18 protein-coding genes are annotated in these 19133 nt (G+C 74.1%); 9 read left to right on the top strand and 9 right to left on the bottom strand.

Translation table 11 applies throughout. The features are described 5' to 3' along the window. Together AB0K37_RS30795 and AB0K37_RS30790 are read left to right on the top strand one after the other, a co-directional pair. Nucleotides 1–349, top strand: a 349-nt coding sequence (locus tag AB0K37_RS30795) for an alpha-glucosidase C-terminal domain-containing protein (protein WP_363986937.1), incomplete at its 5' end; no start/stop codon positions are given. Next, complete coding sequence (locus AB0K37_RS30790) at nt 346–1848, top strand: aminoglycoside phosphotransferase (protein ID WP_363986935.1); 1503 nt, start codon at nt 346–348, stop codon at nt 1846–1848. The genes AB0K37_RS30795 and AB0K37_RS30790, both read left to right, overlap by 4 nt. A gap of 54 nt (nt 1849–1902) precedes the next feature. On the opposite strand, the gene AB0K37_RS30785 is transcribed toward AB0K37_RS30790, so the two are convergent. Continuing rightward, a complete protein-coding gene (locus AB0K37_RS30785) occupies nt 1903–2670 on the bottom strand; it encodes a GntR family transcriptional regulator (RefSeq protein WP_363986933.1) in 768 nt (255 codons plus the stop codon). A 214-nt stretch (nt 2671–2884) separates the two neighbouring features. Between AB0K37_RS30785 and AB0K37_RS30780 the strand changes: the two genes are divergently transcribed. The 3 genes from AB0K37_RS30780 (at nt 2885) to AB0K37_RS30770 (ending at nt 6029) form a co-directional block, all read left to right on the top strand. Continuing rightward, complete coding sequence (locus AB0K37_RS30780; protein WP_363986932.1) at nt 2885–3103, top strand: hypothetical protein; 219 nt, start codon at nt 2885–2887, stop codon at nt 3101–3103. A gap of 334 nt (nt 3104–3437) precedes the next feature. Then, nucleotides 3438–5669, top strand: coding sequence for a 1,4-alpha-glucan branching protein GlgB (glgB, locus tag AB0K37_RS30775; RefSeq protein WP_363986930.1), 2232 nt, complete (start codon nt 3438–3440; stop codon nt 5667–5669). Between the two features lie 9 nt (nt 5670–5678). Next, the gene (locus tag AB0K37_RS30770) at nt 5679–6029 is read left to right on the top strand and encodes an ACT domain-containing protein (protein WP_363986929.1); all 351 of its coding nucleotides are present in this window, start codon (nt 5679–5681) and stop codon (nt 6027–6029) included. 41 nt (nt 6030–6070) lie between these two features. Here the strand turns inward: AB0K37_RS30770 and AB0K37_RS30765 are convergent, their stop codons facing one another. Next, a complete protein-coding gene (locus AB0K37_RS30765; protein ID WP_363986928.1) occupies nt 6071–6928 on the bottom strand; it encodes an NUDIX domain-containing protein in 858 nt (285 codons plus the stop codon). A gap of 100 nt (nt 6929–7028) precedes the next feature. Here AB0K37_RS30765 and AB0K37_RS30760 point away from each other — a divergent pair, with 100 nt between their 5' ends. The 3 genes from AB0K37_RS30760 (at nt 7029) to AB0K37_RS30750 (ending at nt 9797) form a co-directional block, all read left to right on the top strand. Then, nucleotides 7029–7547, top strand: a complete 519-nt coding sequence (locus tag AB0K37_RS30760) for a PaaI family thioesterase (protein WP_363986926.1) — start codon at nt 7029–7031, stop codon at nt 7545–7547. Between the two features lie 70 nt (nt 7548–7617). Next, the gene (gene sppA, locus AB0K37_RS30755) at nt 7618–9321 is read left to right on the top strand and encodes a signal peptide peptidase SppA (protein ID WP_363986925.1); all 1704 of its coding nucleotides are present in this window, start codon (nt 7618–7620) and stop codon (nt 9319–9321) included. After that, the gene (locus AB0K37_RS30750) at nt 9306–9797 is read left to right on the top strand and encodes a flavin reductase family protein (protein WP_345184106.1); all 492 of its coding nucleotides are present in this window, start codon (nt 9306–9308) and stop codon (nt 9795–9797) included. The genes sppA and AB0K37_RS30750 overlap by 16 nt, the downstream gene beginning before the upstream one ends. 12 nt (nt 9798–9809) lie before the next feature. Here AB0K37_RS30750 and AB0K37_RS30745 read toward each other — a convergent pair whose 3' ends face one another. Genes AB0K37_RS30745 through hutH form a run of 6 tightly spaced genes read right to left on the bottom strand, consistent with a single transcriptional unit; the run spans nt 9810 to nt 17336 of the window. Next, the gene (locus AB0K37_RS30745; RefSeq protein WP_185033447.1) at nt 9810–10346 is read right to left on the bottom strand and encodes a ferritin-like domain-containing protein; all 537 of its coding nucleotides are present in this window, start codon (nt 10344–10346) and stop codon (nt 9810–9812) included. 20 nt (nt 10347–10366) lie between these two features. Further along, a complete protein-coding gene (hutI, locus tag AB0K37_RS30740) occupies nt 10367–11551 on the bottom strand; it encodes an imidazolonepropionase (protein ID WP_363986923.1) in 1185 nt (394 codons plus the stop codon). Then, entirely contained in the window at nt 11548–12918 is a 1371-nt protein-coding gene (locus AB0K37_RS30735; RefSeq protein ID WP_363986922.1) for a formimidoylglutamate deiminase, read from the bottom strand. Before AB0K37_RS30735 ends, hutI begins: the two co-directional genes overlap by 4 nt. A 10-nt stretch (nt 12919–12928) precedes the next feature. Next, the gene (locus tag AB0K37_RS30730) at nt 12929–14128 is read right to left on the bottom strand and encodes an allantoate amidohydrolase (protein ID WP_363986920.1); all 1200 of its coding nucleotides are present in this window, start codon (nt 14126–14128) and stop codon (nt 12929–12931) included. After that, nucleotides 14125–15780: a urocanate hydratase gene (hutU, locus tag AB0K37_RS30725; protein ID WP_363986918.1), complete on the bottom strand. Its 1656-nt coding sequence runs from the start codon at nt 15778–15780 to the stop codon at nt 14125–14127. Before hutU ends, AB0K37_RS30730 begins: the two co-directional genes overlap by 4 nt. A gap of 11 nt (nt 15781–15791) precedes the next feature. Beyond that, complete coding sequence (hutH, locus tag AB0K37_RS30720) at nt 15792–17336, bottom strand: histidine ammonia-lyase (RefSeq protein ID WP_363986916.1); 1545 nt, start codon at nt 17334–17336, stop codon at nt 15792–15794. A gap of 92 nt (nt 17337–17428) precedes the next feature. On the opposite strand from hutH, the gene AB0K37_RS30715 reads away from it, so the two are divergent. Beyond that, nucleotides 17429–18190 (top strand): IclR family transcriptional regulator, encoded by a 762-nt coding sequence (locus AB0K37_RS30715; RefSeq protein ID WP_363986914.1) that lies wholly within the window; start codon nt 17429–17431, stop codon nt 18188–18190. Nucleotides 18191–18193: 3 nt separating this feature from the next. Here the strand turns inward: AB0K37_RS30715 and AB0K37_RS30710 are convergent. Then, nucleotides 18194–19133 (bottom strand): SDR family oxidoreductase (locus AB0K37_RS30710; RefSeq protein WP_363986912.1); only part of this gene is annotated, 940 nt, incomplete at its 5' end.

The following is a 19133-nucleotide window of genomic DNA, read 5'->3' as shown; positions in this document are numbered from 1 at the left end:
CGAGATCCGCCAGCGCCACCCCGTCTTCGGCGTCGGCTCCTACGTCGAACTGTCCGCCTCCAACCCCTCCGTCCTGGCCTTCACCCGCGAGATCAACGGCGGGGACGCCAACCAGTGGGGCGGCGCGAACACGGTCCTCTGCGTGAACAACCTGTCCCGGTTCCCCCAGCCCGTGGAACTGGACCTGCGGCGCTTCCGGGGCACGTACCCGATCGAGTGCATGGGCGGCGTCCAGTTCCCCGCCATCGGCGAACTGCCCTACCTGCTGACCCTTCCGGGGCACGGCTTCTACTGGTTCCTGCTCCCGCCGCCGCCGGACGGGCAGGAGCCGGGAGAGGGAGTGATGTGACCGTGGCGCCGTCCGCTCCGCCGACCGACACCTCGCTCGTCCGGCTCCTGGCCGGCTGGCTGCCGCGGCAGCGGTGGTTCGGCGGCAAGGACGGCCCCATCCACGACCTCGCCATCGGCACCGCCACCGAGCTCCGGCCCGGCGACCCCTCCCTGCACCACCTCGTCCTCGACGTCCGCCAGGACGGCGCCACCGACCACTACCAGCTCCTCCTCGGCGTCCGCCGCGACCTTCCCGAGCATCTGGCGCCGGTCGCGATCGGGCATCTGGAGGACCCCGAGCAGGACATCACCGGGTACGTCTACGACGCCGCCCACGACGCGGAGCTGACGCGGCCGCTGCTGGACCTCATGGCGGACGACCGGACGGTCGGGCCGCTGACCTTCCGCCGCGCGCCCGGCACCGGCATCCGCACGGACCTGGACGGCACGCCGATCGCGGGCGAGCAGAGCAACACCTCGCTGATCTTCGGCGACGCCTACATCTGCAAGCTGTTCCGCCGCCTGTCCCCCGGCGTCAGCCCCGACCTGGAGGTCAACCTCGCGCTCTCCCGGCGGGGTTGCGAGCACGTCCCGAGCGTGCACGGCTGGATCGAGCTGGAACCGGGCACGCTGGGCACCGCGAAGGGCTCCGCCTCGGGCGCACCCGCGGGCGGCGCGGACTCCGGGGGCGGGGACGAGCCGGTCACGCTCGCGCTGCTGTCGGAGTTCCTGCGCACCGCGACGGACGGCTGGCAGCTCGCGCTCACCAGCGTCCGCGACTGGTTCGCCCAGACCGCGCCGCCGGGGCCGCCGGCCGCGTTCACCGCCCGCGACGCCGGGGCCGCCGGAGGCGACTTCGCCGCCGAGGCCGAACGGCTCGGCGCGGCCACCGCCGAGGTGCACCGCGACCTCGCCGCCGCGTTCGGCGTGACGCAGGCGCCGCCCGAGCTGCTGCGGGAGATCGTCTTCGCGATGCACGAGCAGCTCGACCAGGTCAGCGCCGCGGTCCCGCAGCTGCGCCCCTACGCGCCCGCGATCCGCGAGGTGTTCGACCGCGTCGCCGCGGAGGCGTCGCCGCTGCCGTTCCAGCGCGTGCACGGCGACTACCACCTCGGCCAGGTCCTGCGCACCGACTCCGGCTGGACGCTGCTGGACTTCGAGGGAGAGCCGGCCCGCACGCCCGCCGAGCGCCGGGCGCCCGCGCACCCGCTGCGCGACGTCGCCGGGATGCTCCGCTCCTTCGAGTACGCCGCGCGGTTCCTGCTGGCCCGGGAGGACGACCTCCCGCCGCAGGCGGCGGACGCGCTGGAGCTGCGCGCCCAGGCGTGGGCCGAGCGGAACCGGGCGGCGTTCTGCGCCGGCTACGCGGCCGCGGGCGGGCCCGATCCCGAGGCGCACGCGACGCTGGTCCGCGCCTTCGAGCTCGACAAGGCCGTCTACGAGATCCGGTACGAGGCGCGGAACCGGCCGTCGTGGCTGCCCGTCCCGCTGCGGTCCCTGGCCCGGCTCGCGGGCTGACCGGGCCGGCGCCGCACCGGGCCCGCCCGCCCCGGTCCTCCCCTCGCCGCCGCGTCACAGGTCGATGGCGTAGTCGAGGACGACCCGGTCGGCGGGCAGCACGATCTCGCGGCAGACCTCCATGACGCCGGCGCGCGCCAGCATGCGGCGGGTGATGGCGAGCACCGGCACCCCGCCCGCCATGTTGAGCGTCTCGGCCTCCTCGGGCGTCGGCATCCGGGAGCGGACGGCCTCCTCGACGCGGGTCGGCGGGTACCCGAGGTAGGCGAGCTGCGCGAGCGTCCCGCCGGGCCAGGGCTCGCGCGCCGGGTCGGCGACGGGCGTGTCGCCGACCACGTCCCACGGCAGGTAGTTGACGGAGATCTGCTGCGGCTCCTCGCGCGCGTAGAAGACGAACCGGCGGCGCAGCAGCTCGGTGCCGGACGGCAGCTCGAACAGCGCGCCGAGGTCGTCGTCGGCCCGGACGCGGGAGAACTCCCGGTCCAGCCGGTACTCCTCCCAGGTGATCTTCTGGTCGCGGGTGAACGTGGTCTCGGGGACCGCCGACGGCTCGGCCACCGCGCGGTAGCGCTCCATCGCCACGCGGCGGACCGGCGGGACGGTCCGGACGCGCGTGCCTCCGCCGCGGCGGGTCTCCACCAGGCCCTCGCCGCGCAGCAGCGCGACGGCCTGCCGCACGACGATCTCCGAGACGCCATGGAGGTCGCACAGCTCGGCCAGGGTCGGCAGCCGCGTCCCCGGCGGGAGGCTGCCGTCCCGGATCCCCTCTCGCAGAATGTCGGCGATGCGCAGGTAGGCGGGACGCTCCGGCACCGGCGTCACCTCCCTCTCCTCGGGCGCGCCCCCCGGCCTCCAGCCCGCGGCCACGTTCGAACAGCGTTCGACGCCGCGTTCGATCCTGCTCGCCCCTCCAGTCATCCATACCTTCCAGGCGCTATCCGCGGGGGCACGGTCCGCTTACGGACAGCTTGACACCTCTCAGGCCGAGTAAGACTTTTGTATACAGAAGAGCGGCCTCGGGGAAGGGACGACCTTGATGGGCGACTTCGAGGATCTGAAGGCGGCCATCGAGGGCGAGTTTCCGGGTTGGCAGGTGTGGCGCAGCGACGCGGGGCGCTGGTACGCGACCCGCAGCGGCGACCTCACCGACGCGCAACTCCAGGCGGGATGTGCGATGACCGTGGCCGCGGACGACTCGGAGGGGCTCCGGCGGGTGCTGCTCGACCAGGCGCGCGGGGAGTCCGGAGAACGGTGACGGGAGGCAGAGGCGTCGGGGCGGCCCGGTCCGCGCGCGGGGGCGGGCCGGGCTGGGACATTCCGGTACGGAAGGTACCTGTGTCGCTGAGGTGACACAGGAATGGAGCCCAGGGCGGTGGGGTCGGGGTCACCGCTGGGGCGAGGTAGACGTGGCCGCACGGACGGCACATTCGGCGCGACCCCACGACGAAGAGTCGTGCCGGCCGTGCGGCCGCAACATCCGCACCCGGAATGCCGGGTTCGCGAAAACAGATCGGCCCGTCATGTGAGAGCGCCGGTTCTCGGGGCAACCTCTTGGGGTAAACGGCTCAGTGACGGGAGGCCATGACGTCATGGCACGGGTGACGCGCGCGGAGATCGATCGACTCGTCGGCGGCGACCACCATGATCCGCACGGCGTCCTCGGGGCGCATCCCAATCGGGACGGGGTGACGGTGCGGGCGTTGCGCCCGCTCGCCGAGAAGGTCGAGGTCGTGCTGCCCAGCGGCGACCGCCATCCGCTCCGGCACTTCCACCAGGGGGTGTTCGTCGGGACGCTGCCGGCCGGGTCGTCCCTCGCCGGCGCCGAGAAGGACCAGGCCCCCCTCGCCGTCCCCGACTACCGGCTCGCCGTCACCTACGGAGACGGCATCGAGACGATCCAGGACGACCCCTACCGCCATCTGCCGACGCTCGGCGAGCTCGACCTGCACCTGATCGGCGAGGGCCGGCACGAGGAGCTGTGGCGCGCGCTCGGCGCCCGCGTCCGCTCCTACGCGTCCGCGCTCGGCACCGTGACCGGGACGGCGTTCGCGGTGTGGGCGCCGACGGCGCGCGGCGTGCGGGTGGTCGGCGACTTCAACCACTGGGACGGCCGCGCGTACCCCATGCGGTCGCTCGGCTCCACCGGCGTCTGGGAGCTGTTCGTCCCGGGCGTCGGCGACGGCACGTGCTACAAGTACGAGATCCTCGGGGCCGACGGCGTGTGGCGCGCCAAGGCCGACCCGATGGCGCAGGCCACCGAGCGCCCGCCCGCGACGGCGTCCCGCGTCTTCACCTCCTCCTACGAGTGGGAGGACGGCGCGTGGATGGACTCCCGCAAGGAGCACGACTGGCTGCACGAACCCATGAGCGCCTACGAGGTGCACCTCGGGTCGTGGCGCCCCGGGCTCGGCTACAGGGAACTGGCGGAGGAGCTGACGCAGTACGTCAGCGACATGGGCTTCACGCACGTGGAGTTGCTTCCGGTCACCGAGCACCCCTACGGACCGTCCTGGGGCTACCAGGTGACGTCCTACTACGCGCCCACGGCCCGGTTCGGCGACCCTGACGACTTCCGGTACCTCATCGACCGCCTCCACCAGGCGGGTGTCGGCGTCATCATGGACTGGGTGCCCGCCCACTTCCCGAAGGACGAGTGGGCGCTGGCCCGGTTCGACGGCACCGCCCTCTACGAGCACGACGATCCCAAGCGCGGCGAGCACCCCGACTGGGGGACGCTCGTGTTCAACTTCGGCCGCGCCGAGGTCCGCAACTTCCTCGTGGCGAACGCGTCCTTCTGGCTGGAGGAGTTCCACATCGACGGGCTGCGCGTGGACGCCGTCGCCTCGATGCTGTACCTCGACTACTCGCGCAAGGAAGGCGAGTGGACGCCCAACATCTACGGCGGGCGGGAGAACCTGGAGGCCATCTCCTTCCTCCAGGAGATGAACGCGACGGTATACAAGCGCAACCCCGGCATCATGACGATCGCGGAGGAGTCGACGGCGTGGCCCGGGGTCTCCCGCCCGACCCATCTCGGCGGGCTCGGGTTCGGGTTCAAGTGGAACATGGGCTGGATGCACGACACGCTCGAATACCTGCGTCACGAGCCGGTGTTCCGGCACTACCACCACAACGAGATCACGTTCTCGCTGGTGTACGCGTTCTCGGAGAACTACGTCCTGCCGCTGTCGCACGACGAGGTCGTCCACGGCAAGGGGTCGCTCCTGAGCAAGATGCCGGGCGACTCCTGGCAGCAGTTCGCCGGGCTGCGGGCGCTGCTGGCCTACATGTGGTCGCATCCCGGCAAGCAGTTGCTGTTCATGGGCCAGGAGTTCGGGCAGGGCGCCGAATGGGCGGAGGAGCGCCCGCTGGACTGGTGGCTGCTGGACAACGCCTCCGAAGGCGCCAACCACCTCGGGCTGCAGAGGCTCGTGCGCGACCTGAACCACGCGTACCAGGGTGAGCCCGCGCTGTGGACGCGCGACAGCGACCACGAGGGGTTCCGCTGGATCGACGGCAACGACGCCGGCGGCAACACCCTGTCCTACCTGCGCTACGGGACGGCCCCGGACGGCGGCGAACCGCCCGTCGTGGCGTGCGTCGTCAACTTCGCCGGGAACCCGCACGAGAACTACCGGGTGGGCCTCCCCCGCGTGGGCCGCTGGCGCGAACTCGTCAACACCGACGCCTACGAGTACGGCGGCAGCGGCGTCGGCAACCTCGGCCGGGTCGAGGCGACGCCGGAGCCGTGGCACGGGCTGCCCGCGTCGGCGGAGATGCGCGTCCCGCCCCTGGGGGCGGTGTGGCTCGTACCTGAATAGGGTGTCGGCATGCGCCTGCACATCGTCCCCGGCCAGTTCATGGTGGAGCACCTCCCGCACGCGACGTTCCCGGAGGACGACGAGTGGGTCGCGCTCATCCGCGCTCCCGAGGGCCTCACCGTGATCCGGGAGGCCTCGCCCTTCGCCGAGACGGAGCGGTGGGTCGGCTTCTACAGCGACCCGGACCACGGCCTCGACACGCCCGGCCTGCTCGCCGCGGTCGTGGGGCCGCTGGCCGAGGCCGGGGTGCCCGTCTTCGTCGCCTCGACGTACCACTCCGACCTCGTGCTCGTCCCGGAGCACCGGTCGGAGGCGGCGGCGGGGGCGCTGCGCGACGCCGGCCACCGCGTCGAGAACTGACCCGAGCCGAGAACTGACCCGCTGCGAGAGCGCGTGAACGGCTAGAGGCGTTCGAGGAGCCAGCGCGGGCCGGTGATGGCGGCGCCCGCCTCCTCGCAGCGGGCGCGCAGCTCCCGGTCGGCCGTCACGACCAGGTGGGCCTTGTCCGGGGCGCCCCGCCGGACGAGGTCGACGATCGCGTCGTCGCCGCTGCCGGGCGCGGCCACGACCCGCAGGCCGTCGACCGGCTCGTCGGCGACGCTCCGCGCCGCGCCCTCGACGACCAGGACGACCTCAGGGAAGCAGCGGTCATAGGGGAACAGGCCGCTCGGGAGGCCGTGCACGCCGCCGTCGAGGCGCTTCAGGTCGTCGCGGAGCCGCGCGTTCGCGCCCGCCCTGTCCTTCCACCAGCCGTCGGCGCGGGCGCCCACGACGTTCGCCGCGTCCACGACGAGGACGACCCCCCGCATCGCCTCCCGCACGCGGGGCCAGCAGCGCGCGAACGGCTCGAACAGCTTGCGGTCGGTGACCTCTTCCTCGCGCACCCATTCGGCCCTGCGCGTCTCCCGCGACGCGGGCAGCACGGGCACGCGCTCCGAAAGCGAGCCCACGACGGAGGTGAACGACCATCCGCCGTGGTCCTCCACGCTCGTCCCGTGGACGCGGACCACTGACGTGTCGAGCGTCGACTCCTCGGACGTCTCGCGGAGCGCGCCGGTGACGGCGTCCTCGTGGCTGTGCAGCGCGCCGCCGAACATGCCCCACGTCCCGCCGCCGAGGCCCCACCACGCGCGCTGCTGGAGCAGCACCCACGTCTGGCCGGATGAGTCGCGGTGGTAGGCCAGCAGGCCCGCGGCGCCGAACCGTCCCCAGTGCGTGTGCCCCAACTCGCAGCCGGCCCAGCCGTCGCCGTCTCCCATGCGTCCGACGATAGCGCCGCGGACCCGTGACGAAGGGCACAGTGCCCTCACCCGCCTCGCCGAATACGATTCGGGGGTCACCGTGATCAAGGAGAGCGAGTTGAGCGTCGAGGCGACCCCGCAGGCCCGTCGGGAGGCCGCTCAGGAGGCCGAGGCCCACCGGGAGGCCGCCGACCTGTGGGACACCCTGTCGGGCGCCGAGCTGATCCAGGCGATGGCGGACGGACGGTTCCCGCAGATCTCCGACATCAACGACTACATCGGGCAGGACATCGCCTCCGCCGAACCGGGCCGGGTCGTCATCGCGTGGACGCCGGGCGAACGGCTCTGCAACCCCGGCGGCACGGTGCACGGCGGATACATCGCGATGATCCTCGACAACGCGGTCTGCCTCGCGGCGAGCAGCACCTGCGAGCACTTCATGCCGATGCTCACCCTCAACCTGAACGTCGACTACCTGCGCGGCGTCCGGGCGGGCGAGACCTACACGGTGACCGGGACGTGCGTGCACCCAGGCGGCACCCGCATGGTCTCCAACGCGGTGGTCGCCGACGGGCGCGGCCGCCCGGTCGCCCAGGCGTCGGCCAGCGTGATCCCCAACAAGGCGTTCGCCCGCTGACCCCGTCCCGCCCGGCTCGGGCCCGCCCGGGGGACGGGAACGGCGCCGGGCGAGCGCATAGGCTGGGCCCATGGTGGATCCCGGCACAGTCGTCAACGTGATCAAACAGGCCCGCGACCGGCGGACGGCCCCGCTGATCCTGGAGCTCGACCTCACCGAGGGCATCGTCGAGACCGCGCCCGCCGACCCGATCTCGGCGTTCCTGTCCATGCGCCGGCCGGGCCTGCGGGACGTCCTGGACGGGCTGCGCCGCGCCCGCTCCGACAGCCGGGTGCGCGCCCTCGTCGTGAAGGTCAGCGGCACCGTCGGGCTGGCGCTCGCCCAGGAACTGCGCGAGGCCGTGCAGGGCCTGCGGGACGCGGGCAAGCACACCATCGCCTGGGCCGAGACGTTCGGCGAGGGAGGCCGCGGCACCGTCCCGTTCTACCTGGCCACCGGGTTCGACAAGGTCTACCTGCAGCCCACCGGCGAGGTCGGGCTCACCGGCGTCGCGCTGGAGGAGCCGTTCTTCGCCGGCGCGCTGGAGAAGGCGGGCGTCCGCCCGCGGTTCGCCAAGCGCTACGAGTACAAGACCATGGCGAACACGTTCATGGAGAAGACCTACACGCCCGAGCACGAGGAGTCGTCGCGGCGCCTCGTCACCTCGCTCGGCGAGCAGATCACCGCCGGGATCGCCGCCTCCCGCGGCCTGGCGGAGGAGAAGGTCCGCGAGCTCACCGACCGCGGCCCCCTGCTGGCCGCCGAGGCGCTGGAGGAGGGCCTGGTCGACGGCCTCGCCTACCGCGACGAGATCTACGGCGGCCTCCGGAAGGAGTTCGGCGAGGAGGCGCAGCTGCGCTACGTCTCCCGCTACAACCGCGCGCACGGCCTGGCCAACCGCCTCCCGCAGCCCGGCAGGCAGGACGTCGTCGCCTTCATCAACGGGCAGGGCCCGATCCGGCTCGGCCGCAGCGGCCGCGGCGGCCCGCTCCCGAACTCGGGGCCCGCGATGGGCTCGGACACGATCGGCGCCGCGTTCCGCGCCGCCGTGAAGGACGACCGCGTCAAGGCGATCGTGTTCCGCGTCAACAGCCCGGGCGGCTCCGCCGTCGCCTCCGACTCGATCTGGCGCGAGGTCGTCCTCGCCCGCCGCGCCGGCAAGCCCGTGATCGTCTCCATGGGCAACGTCGCCGCGTCCGGCGGCTACTACGTCTCGATGGCGGCCGACAGGATCGTCGCGCAGCCCGGGACCATCACCGGCTCGATCGGCGTCGTGGTCGGCAAGGCCGTGGTGAACGACCTGCTGGAGCGGGTCGGCGTCGGCCTCGGCTCGGTCGCCGACGGCGACCACGCCCGCATGTTCAGCGCCACCAAGGACTTCAGCGACTCCGAGTGGGAGCGCGTCAACGCCTCCCTCGACAGGATCTACGACGACTTCACCGCGAAGGTCGCCGAGGGCCGCGACCTGTCCCGCGAGCGCGTCCACGAGCTGGCCCGGGGCCGGGTCTGGACGGGCGCGGACGCGCGCGAGCACGGCCTCGTCGACGAGCTCGGCGGCATCGACCTGGCCCTGGACATCGCCCGCAAGAGGGCGGGGATGGCCTCCGACGCGCCGGTCCGGATCTACCCGCACACCTCGCCGCTGGAGCGGCTGCGCCCGCCGGAGTCCAGCGAGGACCGCACCGCCGCGTCCGCGCGCTTCGACGGGTGGGGCTCCCTCGGCGGGCTCGCCGCGCGGCTCGGCCTGCCCTCCGCGGGCCCGCTCACCCTGCCCGGCGCCTGGGAGATCCGCTGAGCGCCGACTTCGTCGAGGCCGTCGCGGCCTTCGCCACCGGCGTGGTGGTGCTGACCGTCCGCGACGGCCGCGACGACCTCGGCACCACGATCACCTCGTTCATGTCGGTGTCGCTGGACCCCCCGATGGTGCTGGCGAGCGTGGCGTCCTCGTCCTACCTCACCGAGGTGCTCGGCCGGAGCCCGCGCTGGGCCGCGACGATCCTCTCCGCGGACCAGCGCGCCCTGGCCGGCCGGTTCGCCGCCGAGGGGCGCCCGAGCGCGCGCATCCTGCTGGCGAGCGAGCCGCACCACCGCGGCGAGCACTCCGGCGCCCTCGTCCCCGACAGGGGCGTCTCGGCCCTGGAGTGCGAGACGCGCCAGACCGTCGAGGCGGGCGACCACACCCTCTTCGTCGCCGAGGCCGTCTCGACCGACTACGTCAGCGCCGGGCGGGCCCCCCTCGTGAGGGCCGCGCGGCGCTACCTGCCCGGCTAGGGACCCGCCCGGCTAGGACTTCGGGAAGCGCTCCAGGAAGCCGCGCAGGTCATCGGCGTGCTCCTCCTCCTGCGCGAGGATCTGCTCGAAGACGCGCTTGGTGGTGGGGTCGCCGTCGCCGAGCCACTGGATGATCTCGGTGTAGGACGCGATGGCGATCCGCTCCGCCACCAGGTCCTCCTTGAGCATCTCGACGAGGTCGAGGCTGGCGTTGTACTCGGCGTGGGCGCGGGTGGTGAGGGTGTCCGGGGAGAAGTCGGGCTCGCCGCCGAGCTGGACGATCCGCTCGGCCAGCATGTCGGCGTGCTGCTGCTCCTCGGCCGCGTGCTGGAGGAACTCGCTCGCGACGGTCTCGGCGTGGATGCCGGTGGCCGTGTAGTAGTGCCGCTTGTACCGCAGCACGCACACGATCTCCGTGGCCAGGGCCTCGTTGCAGACCTGGATCACGCGCTGGACGTCCGCCCCGTACGCCTCGGTGATCGGGCCTTTGTCGATCTCCTGCCGAGCACGCTCGCGCAAGGTCTTGATGTCCGTCAGGAACTCCGCCATCTAGGGGCCTCCACAGTCGACTACAGGAGGCCCTTTACCCGGCGCCCGTGCTTCCACACGGCGTGTGTCTGGGGTACGCCCGGGCGGTACGCGAGGTGGATGTAGGACGGGGCGTCGAGGACGTGGACGTCGGCGCGGGCGCCGGGCGCCAGGTGCCCCACGTCGGTGCGTCGCAGCGCGCGGGCGCCGCCCGCGGTCGCCGACCAGACCGCCTCGGCGGGCGTCATGCGCATGTCGCGGACGGCCACGGCGATGCAGAACGCCATGCTTGAGCTGTAGCAGGACCCGGGGTTGCAGTCGGTGGCGAGGGCGACGGTGGCTCCGGCGTCCAGGAGGCGGCGGGCGTCCGGGTAGGGCTGGCGGGTGGAGAACTCGACGCCGGGCAGGAGCGTCGCGACCGTCCGCGACGACGCCAGCGCGTCCACGTCGGCGTCGCCGAGGAACGTGCAGTGGTCGGCGGACGCGGCCTCCAGCTCGACCGCGAGCCGCACGGCGGGCCCCTGCGTGAGCTGGTTCGCGTGGAGGCGCGGCGACAGGCCGGCCTTGACGCCCGCCGTGAGGACCTCCCGGGCCTGGTCGGCGTCGAAGGCGCCCTCCTCGCAGAAGACGTCCACCCATCGGGCGTGCGGGGCGCAGGCGGCGAGCATGTCGGTGGCGGCGAGGTGCGCGTACCCGGCGGCGTCGCCCGCGTACTCGGCGGGGACGACGTGGGCGCCCAGGTAGGTGACCTCGTCGGCGTACTCGGCGGCGATGCGCACGGCGCGCGCCTCCTGCTCGACCGTGAGGCCGTAGCCGGACTTGCACTCCACGGTCGTGACGCCCTGCCGGGCCATCTCGTCCACGAGGCGGCGCACGTTGGCCCGCAGCTCGTCGTCGGACGCGGCGCGGGTGCGCTCGACGGTCGTGCGGATGCCGCCCGCGGCGTACTTCTCGCCGCTCATGCGGGCGGCGAACTCCTCGGCGCGCTCACCGGCGAACACCAGGTGGGCGTGGGAGTCCACGAAGCCGGGCAGCACCGCCCGCCCGGCGGCGTCGAACGACTCGTCGGCGGCGGGCGCGGCGGAGGACGGGCCCGTCCACGCGACCGCGCCGTCCTCGATCACCAGCGCGGCGTCGCGGACGACGGCCAGGCCGCCGCCCTGGTGATCGGGTACGGCGGGGTCGTTGGTGACGAGCTCCCCGATGTTGGTGATGACCGTGCTCATCGGCGAAGGATCTCACGGGGCGGGTCCGCGGTGACGGAGGCGATGGAGCGGGCCAGCGCGCCGGGGACGTCCTCGACCAGCAGGTGCCGGCCGTCGTGGACGACCTGGCGGCCGGAGACGACGACGTGCCGCACGTCCGCGGCGGTGGCGGCGAACACGGCCGCCTCGGCGGCGTGGTCCGGGCCCGCGCCGGCGGTGCGGACCGAGTCGAGGGCGACGGTGACGAGGTCGGCGTAGGCGCCGGGCTCCAGCCGTCCCGCCTCGGGCCAGCCGAGCCCGTAGTGGCCGCCCGAGGTGGCGGCGACGAGCAGCTCGCCGGCCGTCCAGTGGCCCCGGGCGCGGGTGCGGAGCCGCTCGTCCAGCTCGACCGCGCGGGCCTCCTCGAACAGGTCGACGACGGCGTGCTGGTCGGAGCCGAGGCAGATCGGGGAACCCGCGTCCGCCAGGTCGCGGGCGGGGCCGATGCCGTCGGCGAGGTCCCGTTCGGTGGTCGGGCACATGCACACGCCGGTCATCGTCGTCCCGAGCAGGCCGATGTCGTCCTCGGTCAGGTGCGTCGCGTGCACGGCCGTGGTGAGCGCGCCGAGCGCCCCGGCCTCGGCGAGCAGGCGGGCCGGCGTCATGCCGTAGGCGTCCTGGCAGTCGCGGTTCTCGGCGGGCTGCTCGGACAGGTGGACGTGCAGCGGCGCGCGGTGCTCCCGCGCCCACGAGGCGACGGCGCGCAGCTGCTCGCGCGGCACGGCCCGGACGGAGTGGATCGCGGCGCCGACGCGGGCGTGGGACCGTCCCGCCTTGCCGGTCTGCTCGCGCAGGCTCTCGACGCGCCGCGCCCAGTCGCCCGCGGTGCCGTCCCCGAACCGCAGCTGCGGCCCGGCGAGCGGCCGGCCGATGCCGCCGGTCAGGTAGCAGGCGTCGAGGAGGGTGATGCGGATGCCCGCGTCGGACGCGGCGGCGATCAGCGCCTCGCCCATCGCGTTCGGGTCCCCGTAGGGGGCGCCGCCCGGACGGTGGTGCAGGTAGTGGAACTCGCCGACGCAGCTGATCCCCGCGAGGGCCATCTCGGCGAACACCGCGGTCGCGAGCGCCCGGTAGGAGTCCGGGTCGAGCCGGTCGGCGACCCGGTACATCTGCTCGCGCCACGTCCAGAACGTCCCGGAGTGCGCCTGGACGCGGGCGCGCAGCGCGCGGTGGAACGCGTGGGAGTGGGCGTTGGCGAGGCCCGGCAGGGTCAGGCCGGGAAGGTGCGGAGCGCCCGGCGCCGCCGGGACTCCGGGGGTGACGCGTGTGATCCGCTCGCCGTCGGCCTCGATGAGCACGTCGGCCGCGACGCCGTCGCCTAGCCAGGCGAACTGGGCATGCCACTGCATGACGGGATCCCTACCCCCGCGCCAGGTCGTCCAGTACCGCGGCGAGGGCCTCGACCCCGGCCAGGCGGTCGGACGGCTCGGCGAACTCCTCGGGCGCGTGCGAGACCCCGGTCGGGTTCCGCACGAACAGCATCGCGGCCGGCAGCCGCGCCGACAGGACGCCCGCGTCGTGGCCGGCGCCCGTCGGCAGGACGGGGACGCCGCCGAGCGCCGAGCGGACCCGGTCGCGCAGCGCCAGGTTGAAGTCGACGATCTCGGTGTAGGACTCCTCGGCGAGGTCGACGCTCACCCGGTGCGGGCGCGCCGCGACCCGCGCGGCCTCGTCGATCTCCAGCACGGTCCGTCGGACGGCGTCGTCGGCGGGGCCCCGGGCGTCCAGCCAGGCGGTGACCTCCGACGGGATCGCGTTCACGCCGTTCGGCTCGACCCGGACCTTCCCGACCGTCGCGACGGTCCCGTTGCGCTCGGCGGCCTCCCGTGCGGCGATGACCATGTGCGCGAACGGCAGCATCGGGTCGCGCCGGTCGGGCAGCCGGGTCGTCCCGGCGTGGTTGCCCTCGCCCGCGAAGTCGAACCGCCACCGTCCGTGCGGCACGATCGCGCTCGCGACGCCGACCGGCTCCTCCAGCGCCCTGCCCTGCTCGACGTGCAGCTCGACGTAGCAGGCGATCCGCCCGAGCAGGTCCTCGTCCGGGCCGATCGCGTGCGGGTCGAGCCCGGCGTTGTGGACGACCTCGGCGAACGTGTGCCCGTCGGCGTCGGTGAGGCCGCGCGCCCGGGCCGGGTCGATCGCCCCGGCCAGCAGCCGGGAGCCGAGGCACGCCACCCCGAACCGCGCGCCCTCCTCCTCGGCGAACGCCGCGATCCCGATCGGCCGGGCCGGGCGGACGCCGCGCTCGCGGAGCAGGTCGACCGCGGCGAACGCCGACACGATGCCGAGCGGGCCGTCGAACGCGCCGCCGCCGGGTACGGAGTCGAGATGGCTGCCGGTCAGGACGGCGCCCGTGCGGGTCCCGTCCTCCGGGTACCACCAGGCGACCGTGTTCCCGTTGGGGTCGTGCTCGAGGTCGAGGCCGCGGCGGCGCGCCTCGTCGGCGAACCAGGCGCGGCACTCCAGCTCCGGGGGCGTCCACGCGAACCGGTGGTAGCCGCCGGTCGCCGCGTCCCGCCCGACGGGCAGCAGCTCCGCCCACATCTCCTCGAAGCTCATGACCGCATGGGGATGCGCACGCCGCGCTCGTCCGCGACCTCGGCCGCCCGCTCGTAGCCGGCGTCGACGTGCCGCATGACGCCGGTGCCGGGGTCGTTGGTCAGGACGCGGCGGAGCTTCTCCCCGGCGAGGGCCGTGCCGTCGGCGACGCAGACCTGGCCGGCGTGGACGGACCGGCCGATGCCGACGCCGCCGCCGTGGTGGATCGACACCCACGTCGCACCGGAGGCGGTGTTGAGCATGGCGTTCAGCAGCGGCCAGTCGGCGATCGCGTCCGACCCGTCCTTCATGCCCTCGGTCTCCCGGTACGGGCTGGCGACCGACCCGCAGTCGAGGTGGTCGCGGCCGAGCACGATCGGCGCGCTGATCTCGCCCCGCGCGACCAGGTCGTTGAACACCTCGCCCGCCTTGTCGCGCTCGCCGTAGCCGAGCCAGCAGATCCGCGACGGAAGGCCCTGGAAGTGGACCTTCTCCTGCGCCATCCGGATCCACCGGGTCAGCGGCTCGTTGTCGGGGAACAGGTCGAGGATCGCCTGGTCGGTGCGGGCGATGTCCTTCGGGTCGCCCGACAGCGCAGCCCACCGGAACGGCCCCTTGCCCTCGCAGAACAGCGGCCGGATGTAGGCGGGCACGAACCCGGGGAACTCGAACGCGCGCGTGTACCCGGCGAGCTGCGCCTCGCCCCGGATGGAGTTGCCGTAGTCGAACACCTCGGCGCCCGCGTCCTGGAAGCCGACCATGGCCTCGACGTGGACGGCCATCGACGCGCGGGCCTTGGCGATGAACCCGTCGCGGTCCTTGTCGCGCTCGGCGGCCATGTCCTCGAACGCGACGCCCTGCGGCAGGTAGGCGAGCGGGTCGTGCGCGCTGGTCTGGTCGGTGACGATGTCGATCGGGGCGCCGCGCCGCAGCAGTTCCGGGACGATGTCGGCGGCGTTGCCCAGCACCGCGACCGACAGCGGCCTGCGTGCGGCCTTGGCCTCCTCGGCGAGCCGCAGCGCCTCGTCCAGCGAGCCCGCCCGCACGTCGCAGTAGCGGTGCTCGACCCGCCGCTCGATCCGGGACGGGTCGCACTCGACGCAGATCGCGACGCCGCCGTTCATCGTGACGGCGAGGGGCTGCGCGCCGCCCATCCCGCCGAGCCCGGCGGTCAGGGTGATCGTCCCGGCGAGGGTGCCGCCGAACCGCTTCTCGGCGACGGCGGCGAACGTCTCGTAGGTGCCCTGCAGGATGCCCTGCGTCCCGATGTAGATCCACGACCCGGCGGTCATCTGCCCGAACATCGTCAGGCCGAGCGACTCCAGGCGGCGGAACTCCTCCCACGTCCCCCACTGCGGGACGAGGTTGGAGTTCGCGATGAGCACGCGCGGCGCCCACTCGTGCGTCTGGAAGATCCCGACCGGCTTGCCGGACTGGACGAGCAGCGTCTCGTCCCCCTCCAGGTCGGACAGCGACCGGACGATGCCGTCGAAGGCGTCCCAGCTCCGGGCCGCCTTCCCCGACCCGCCGTAGACGACCAGCTCGTCGGGGTGCTCGGCGACCTCGGGGTCGAGGTTGTTCTGGATCATGCGCAGGGCGGCCTCCTGCGGCCACCCCTTGGCGGCGGTCAGCGAGGTGCCGCGCGGGGCGCGGACGGGACGGGGACCGGACATGTGGGACTCCTTCAGGAGAGCGGGCCGGTGACGGCCTCGGCGGCGGCGACCAGTGAGCCGTCCCGGACCAGCGCGGTCGCGGCGGCGATCTCGGGGGCGAGGTAGCGGTCCGGGCCGGGCGGCGGGACGGCCTCGCGGAGCCTGGCGACCACGGCGGCGGTGGCCGGGCCGGGAAGCAGCGGGGTGCGCAGCTCCAGCGCCCGCGCGGCGGTGAGGATCTCGACGGCGACGACCTGGGCGAGGCCGTCCACCGCGCGGCGCAGCTTGCGGGCCGCGCTCCACCCCATCGAGACGTGGTCCTCCTGCATGGCCGAGCTCGGGATCGAGTCGGCGCTCGCGGGCACGGCGAGGCGCTTGAGCTCCGACACGATCGCGGCCTGCGTGTACTGGGCGATCATGTGGCCGGAGTCGACGCCGGGGTCGTCGGCGAGGAAGGCGGGCAGCCCGGCGGAGCGCCCCTTGTCGAGCATCCGGTCGGTGCGGCGCTCGGACATCGAGGCGACGTCGGCCGCCGGGACCGCGAGGAAGTCCAGCACGTAGGCGACCGGGGCGCCGTGGAAGTTGCCGTTCGACTCGACCCGGCCGTCGGGGAGGACGACGGGGTTGTCCACGGCGGACGCCAGCTCCCGTCCCGCGACCAGCTCGGCGTGCGCGAGCGTGTCGCGGGCCGCGCCGTTCACCTGCGGGGCGCAGCGCAGCGAGTAGGCGTCCTGCACGCGGGTGCAGTCGGGGCCCCGGTGCGACTCCATGATCTGCGAGTCGGCCAGCAGCGCCCGCAGGTTCGCGGCGGAGGCGGCCTGGCCGGGGTGGGGCCGCAGGTTCTGCAGGTCGGCGGCGAAGACGCGGTCGGTGCCGAGCAGCGCCTCCACGCTCATCGCGGCGGCGAGGTCGGCGGCGGTGAGCAGCCTCCGCAGGTCGTCGATGGCCAGGACGAGCATGCCGAGCATCCCGTCCGTGCCGTTCAGCAGGGCGAGCCCCTCCTTGGCGCCGAGCTTCACCGGCGTGATGCCCGCGTCCCGCAGGGCGTCGGCCGCGGGCCTGAGCTCGCCGGCGGCGTCACGGACCGCCCCCTCCCCGATCAGCGCGAGGGCCACGTGGGCGAGGGGCGCCAGGTCGCCGGAGCAGCCGAGGCTGCCGTACTCGAAGACCTGCGGGGTGATGCCGGCGTTGAGCAGCGCGGCCAGGGTCCTCGCGGTGACGGGCTGGACGCCGGTCCGTCCCGTCGCGAGCGTGCGCAGCCGGAGCAGCATCAGCGCCCGGACCACCTCACGCTCGACCTCGGCCCCCGACCCCGCCGCGTGCGACCGGACGATGTTCAGCTGGAGCTGCGCCCGCAGCTCGGGCGCGATGTGCCGCGTGGCGAGCGCCCCGAAGCCCGTCGAGACGCCGTAGACCGGCGTCGGGCGCGACGACAGCTCCTCGATGTGGGCCCGCGCCTCACCGATCAGCTTCAGCGCCTCGTCGGACAGCGCGACCTTGGCTCCGTCCCGCGCCACCGCCGCGACCTGCTCGAACGCCAGCGGTTCCGGCCCGACCTCGACGCCTGCATCCCCCATACCCAAACCCATACCCACCATTGGAGCGCGTCCGGAGCCGATGCCCCAGCCCCGGACCGCGCTCTTTGTCTCGTATACGAGACAATCGGAGCATGAGCCAGGTCCCCGCCGCCCGCCGCGCCCTCGCGGTGCTGCGCCTGCTGGCGGCCGCGCCCGGCCCCCTGCCCGCCTCGGCGATCGCCCGCTCCCTCGACCTTCCGCGCTCCAGCGTGTACCACCTGCTGACCGCGATGGCCGAGGACGGCTTCGTCACCTCCATCCCCGAGGAGCGCCGCTGGGGCCTCGGCGTCGCCGCCTTCGAGATCGGCTCCGCCTACCTGCGCCACGAGCCCCTGGAACGCCTCGCCCGCCCCCTCCTGCGCCGCCTGGTCGACCGCGTCGGCGAGATCGCGCAGCTCGGCGTCCTGCACGGCGCCGAGACCCTCTACCTGCTGAAGGAGCAGCCGCCCCGGCACGCCACCCTGGTCACCGACGTCGGCGTCCGGATGCCCGCCCAGCTCACCGCGAGCGGCCGCTCGATCCTGGCGTACCTGCCGCCCGCCCAGGTCAGGGCCCTGTTCCCCGGCCGCTTCGTGGACCGCACCGGCCGGGGCCCCGCCACCCTGCGCGACCTGCGCCGCACCCTCGCCGAGGACGCGCGCCGGGGCTGGGCGGCCGAGGACGGCCACATCACCGAGGGCTTCGCGAGCATCGCCGCCTCCGCCTTCGACCACACCGGCCGCCCCACCGCCGCGATCACGGTGACGTTCCGCCGCGAGGACCACCCCGAACCGGCGTGGCCCGCCCTGGCGGCCCAGGTGCGCGCCACGGCCGCCGCCCTCACGACCCGCCTCACCGGCCGCCCCCCGGCCTGAGCGCTACGCCCCGAAGCGATCGGCGACCAGCCGGTCGGCCCAGCGCCGGAGCGCGTCCTCCACGGGCGGATGACTCAGGCCCGCCTTCTCGGCCAGCACGTCGGCCGAGGAGGTGTCGTAGCGCTTCTCGGAGAGGAAGGAGAGCGTCTCGGGCTCGACCCCGGTGAGCGCACGCGGCAGCCGCCGCACGAGCCCGACCGGCAGCGTCACCCGGGGTGGACGGACGCCGAGGTGCCGCGCCAGAAGCCCGACCAGCTCGGGCAGGTGCGGGGTTGCGTCGTCCAGGACCCAGTGAGCGCGGTAGGGCTCCGCGTCGTACTCGGGGACGGCGGCCCTGAAGCGGACCAGGTGGTCGACGGTGACCACGGGCACGAACGTGCGCCGCGACCCGGCCAGCGCGGGCAGGCGCCCGCCCCAGAGGTCCCGCACCATCTCGGCGAGCCCGATGTACTGCCCGGCCTCTCCGGTGACCGAGTCTCCGATCACGGTCGCCGGATGAACCGCGGTGAGGGGCACCCCCGCCTCCCGCGCGACCGCGCGTACGGCGGCGTCCCCTTCGAGCTTGGACGCCTCGTACGCGCCCAGCCGCCGGTACAGCGCGTCGAGCTCCTCCGCGGGCGCCGGATGGGCGAGCCGCCCATCGGAGGCCACGCGGTACCCGGACACATGGACGAGACGCCGCAGCCGGGGAAGGGCGGCGGCCCACCGCACGACGTTCACGGCACCGTCGACGTTCGCCCGCCGCGCCTCCTCCCGTCCCAACCCGAACCGGAACAGCGCGGCGGCGTTGAAGACGTCCCGCGCGGTCTCCAGCCGGCCGCGGTCCTCGTCGCCCAGCCCGAGGTCGGACCGCGTGATGTCGGCGTCGACGACCAGCATCTGGCGGAGCACCGCGTTCGCGGCGCTCCGCCAGGAGATCCTGTGGACCGCCGACGGCTTCCCC

The sequence above is a fragment of the Actinomadura sp. NPDC049753 genome, assembly GCF_040674655.1.
GTDB classification, from domain to species: Bacteria; Actinomycetota; Actinomycetes; order Streptosporangiales; family Streptosporangiaceae; genus Spirillospora; species Spirillospora verrucosospora.
Note: the sequence above shows the minus strand (reverse complement) of the source record. Positions and strands in the feature narration are given on the sequence as shown.

Excerpts from the sequence above, each read along its gene's own strand:
- AB0K37_RS30780 (WP_363986932.1), top strand. The coding sequence starts at position 2,885 with ATGGGCGACTTCGAGGATCTGAAGGCGGCCATCGAGGGCGAGTTTCCG.
- glgB (WP_363986930.1), top strand. The coding sequence starts at position 3,438 with ATGGCACGGGTGACGCGCGCGGAGATCGATCGACTCGTCGGCGGCGAC.
- AB0K37_RS30770 (WP_363986929.1), top strand. The coding sequence starts at position 5,679 with ATGCGCCTGCACATCGTCCCCGGCCAGTTCATGGTGGAGCACCTCCCG.
- AB0K37_RS30765 (WP_363986928.1), bottom strand. The coding sequence starts at position 6,928 with ATGGGAGACGGCGACGGCTGGGCCGGCTGCGAGTTGGGGCACACGCAC.
- sppA (WP_363986925.1), top strand. The coding sequence starts at position 7,618 with ATGGTGGATCCCGGCACAGTCGTCAACGTGATCAAACAGGCCCGCGAC.
- AB0K37_RS30745 (WP_185033447.1), bottom strand. The coding sequence starts at position 10,346 with ATGGCGGAGTTCCTGACGGACATCAAGACCTTGCGCGAGCGTGCTCGG.
- hutI (WP_363986923.1), bottom strand. The coding sequence starts at position 11,551 with ATGAGCACGGTCATCACCAACATCGGGGAGCTCGTCACCAACGACCCC.
- AB0K37_RS30735 (WP_363986922.1), bottom strand. The coding sequence starts at position 12,918 with ATGCAGTGGCATGCCCAGTTCGCCTGGCTAGGCGACGGCGTCGCGGCC.
- AB0K37_RS30730 (WP_363986920.1), bottom strand. The coding sequence starts at position 14,128 with ATGAGCTTCGAGGAGATGTGGGCGGAGCTGCTGCCCGTCGGGCGGGAC.
- hutU (WP_363986918.1), bottom strand. The coding sequence starts at position 15,780 with ATGTCCGGTCCCCGTCCCGTCCGCGCCCCGCGCGGCACCTCGCTGACC.
- hutH (WP_363986916.1), bottom strand. The coding sequence starts at position 17,336 with ATGGGGGATGCAGGCGTCGAGGTCGGGCCGGAACCGCTGGCGTTCGAG.
- AB0K37_RS30715 (WP_363986914.1), top strand. The coding sequence starts at position 17,429 with ATGAGCCAGGTCCCCGCCGCCCGCCGCGCCCTCGCGGTGCTGCGCCTG.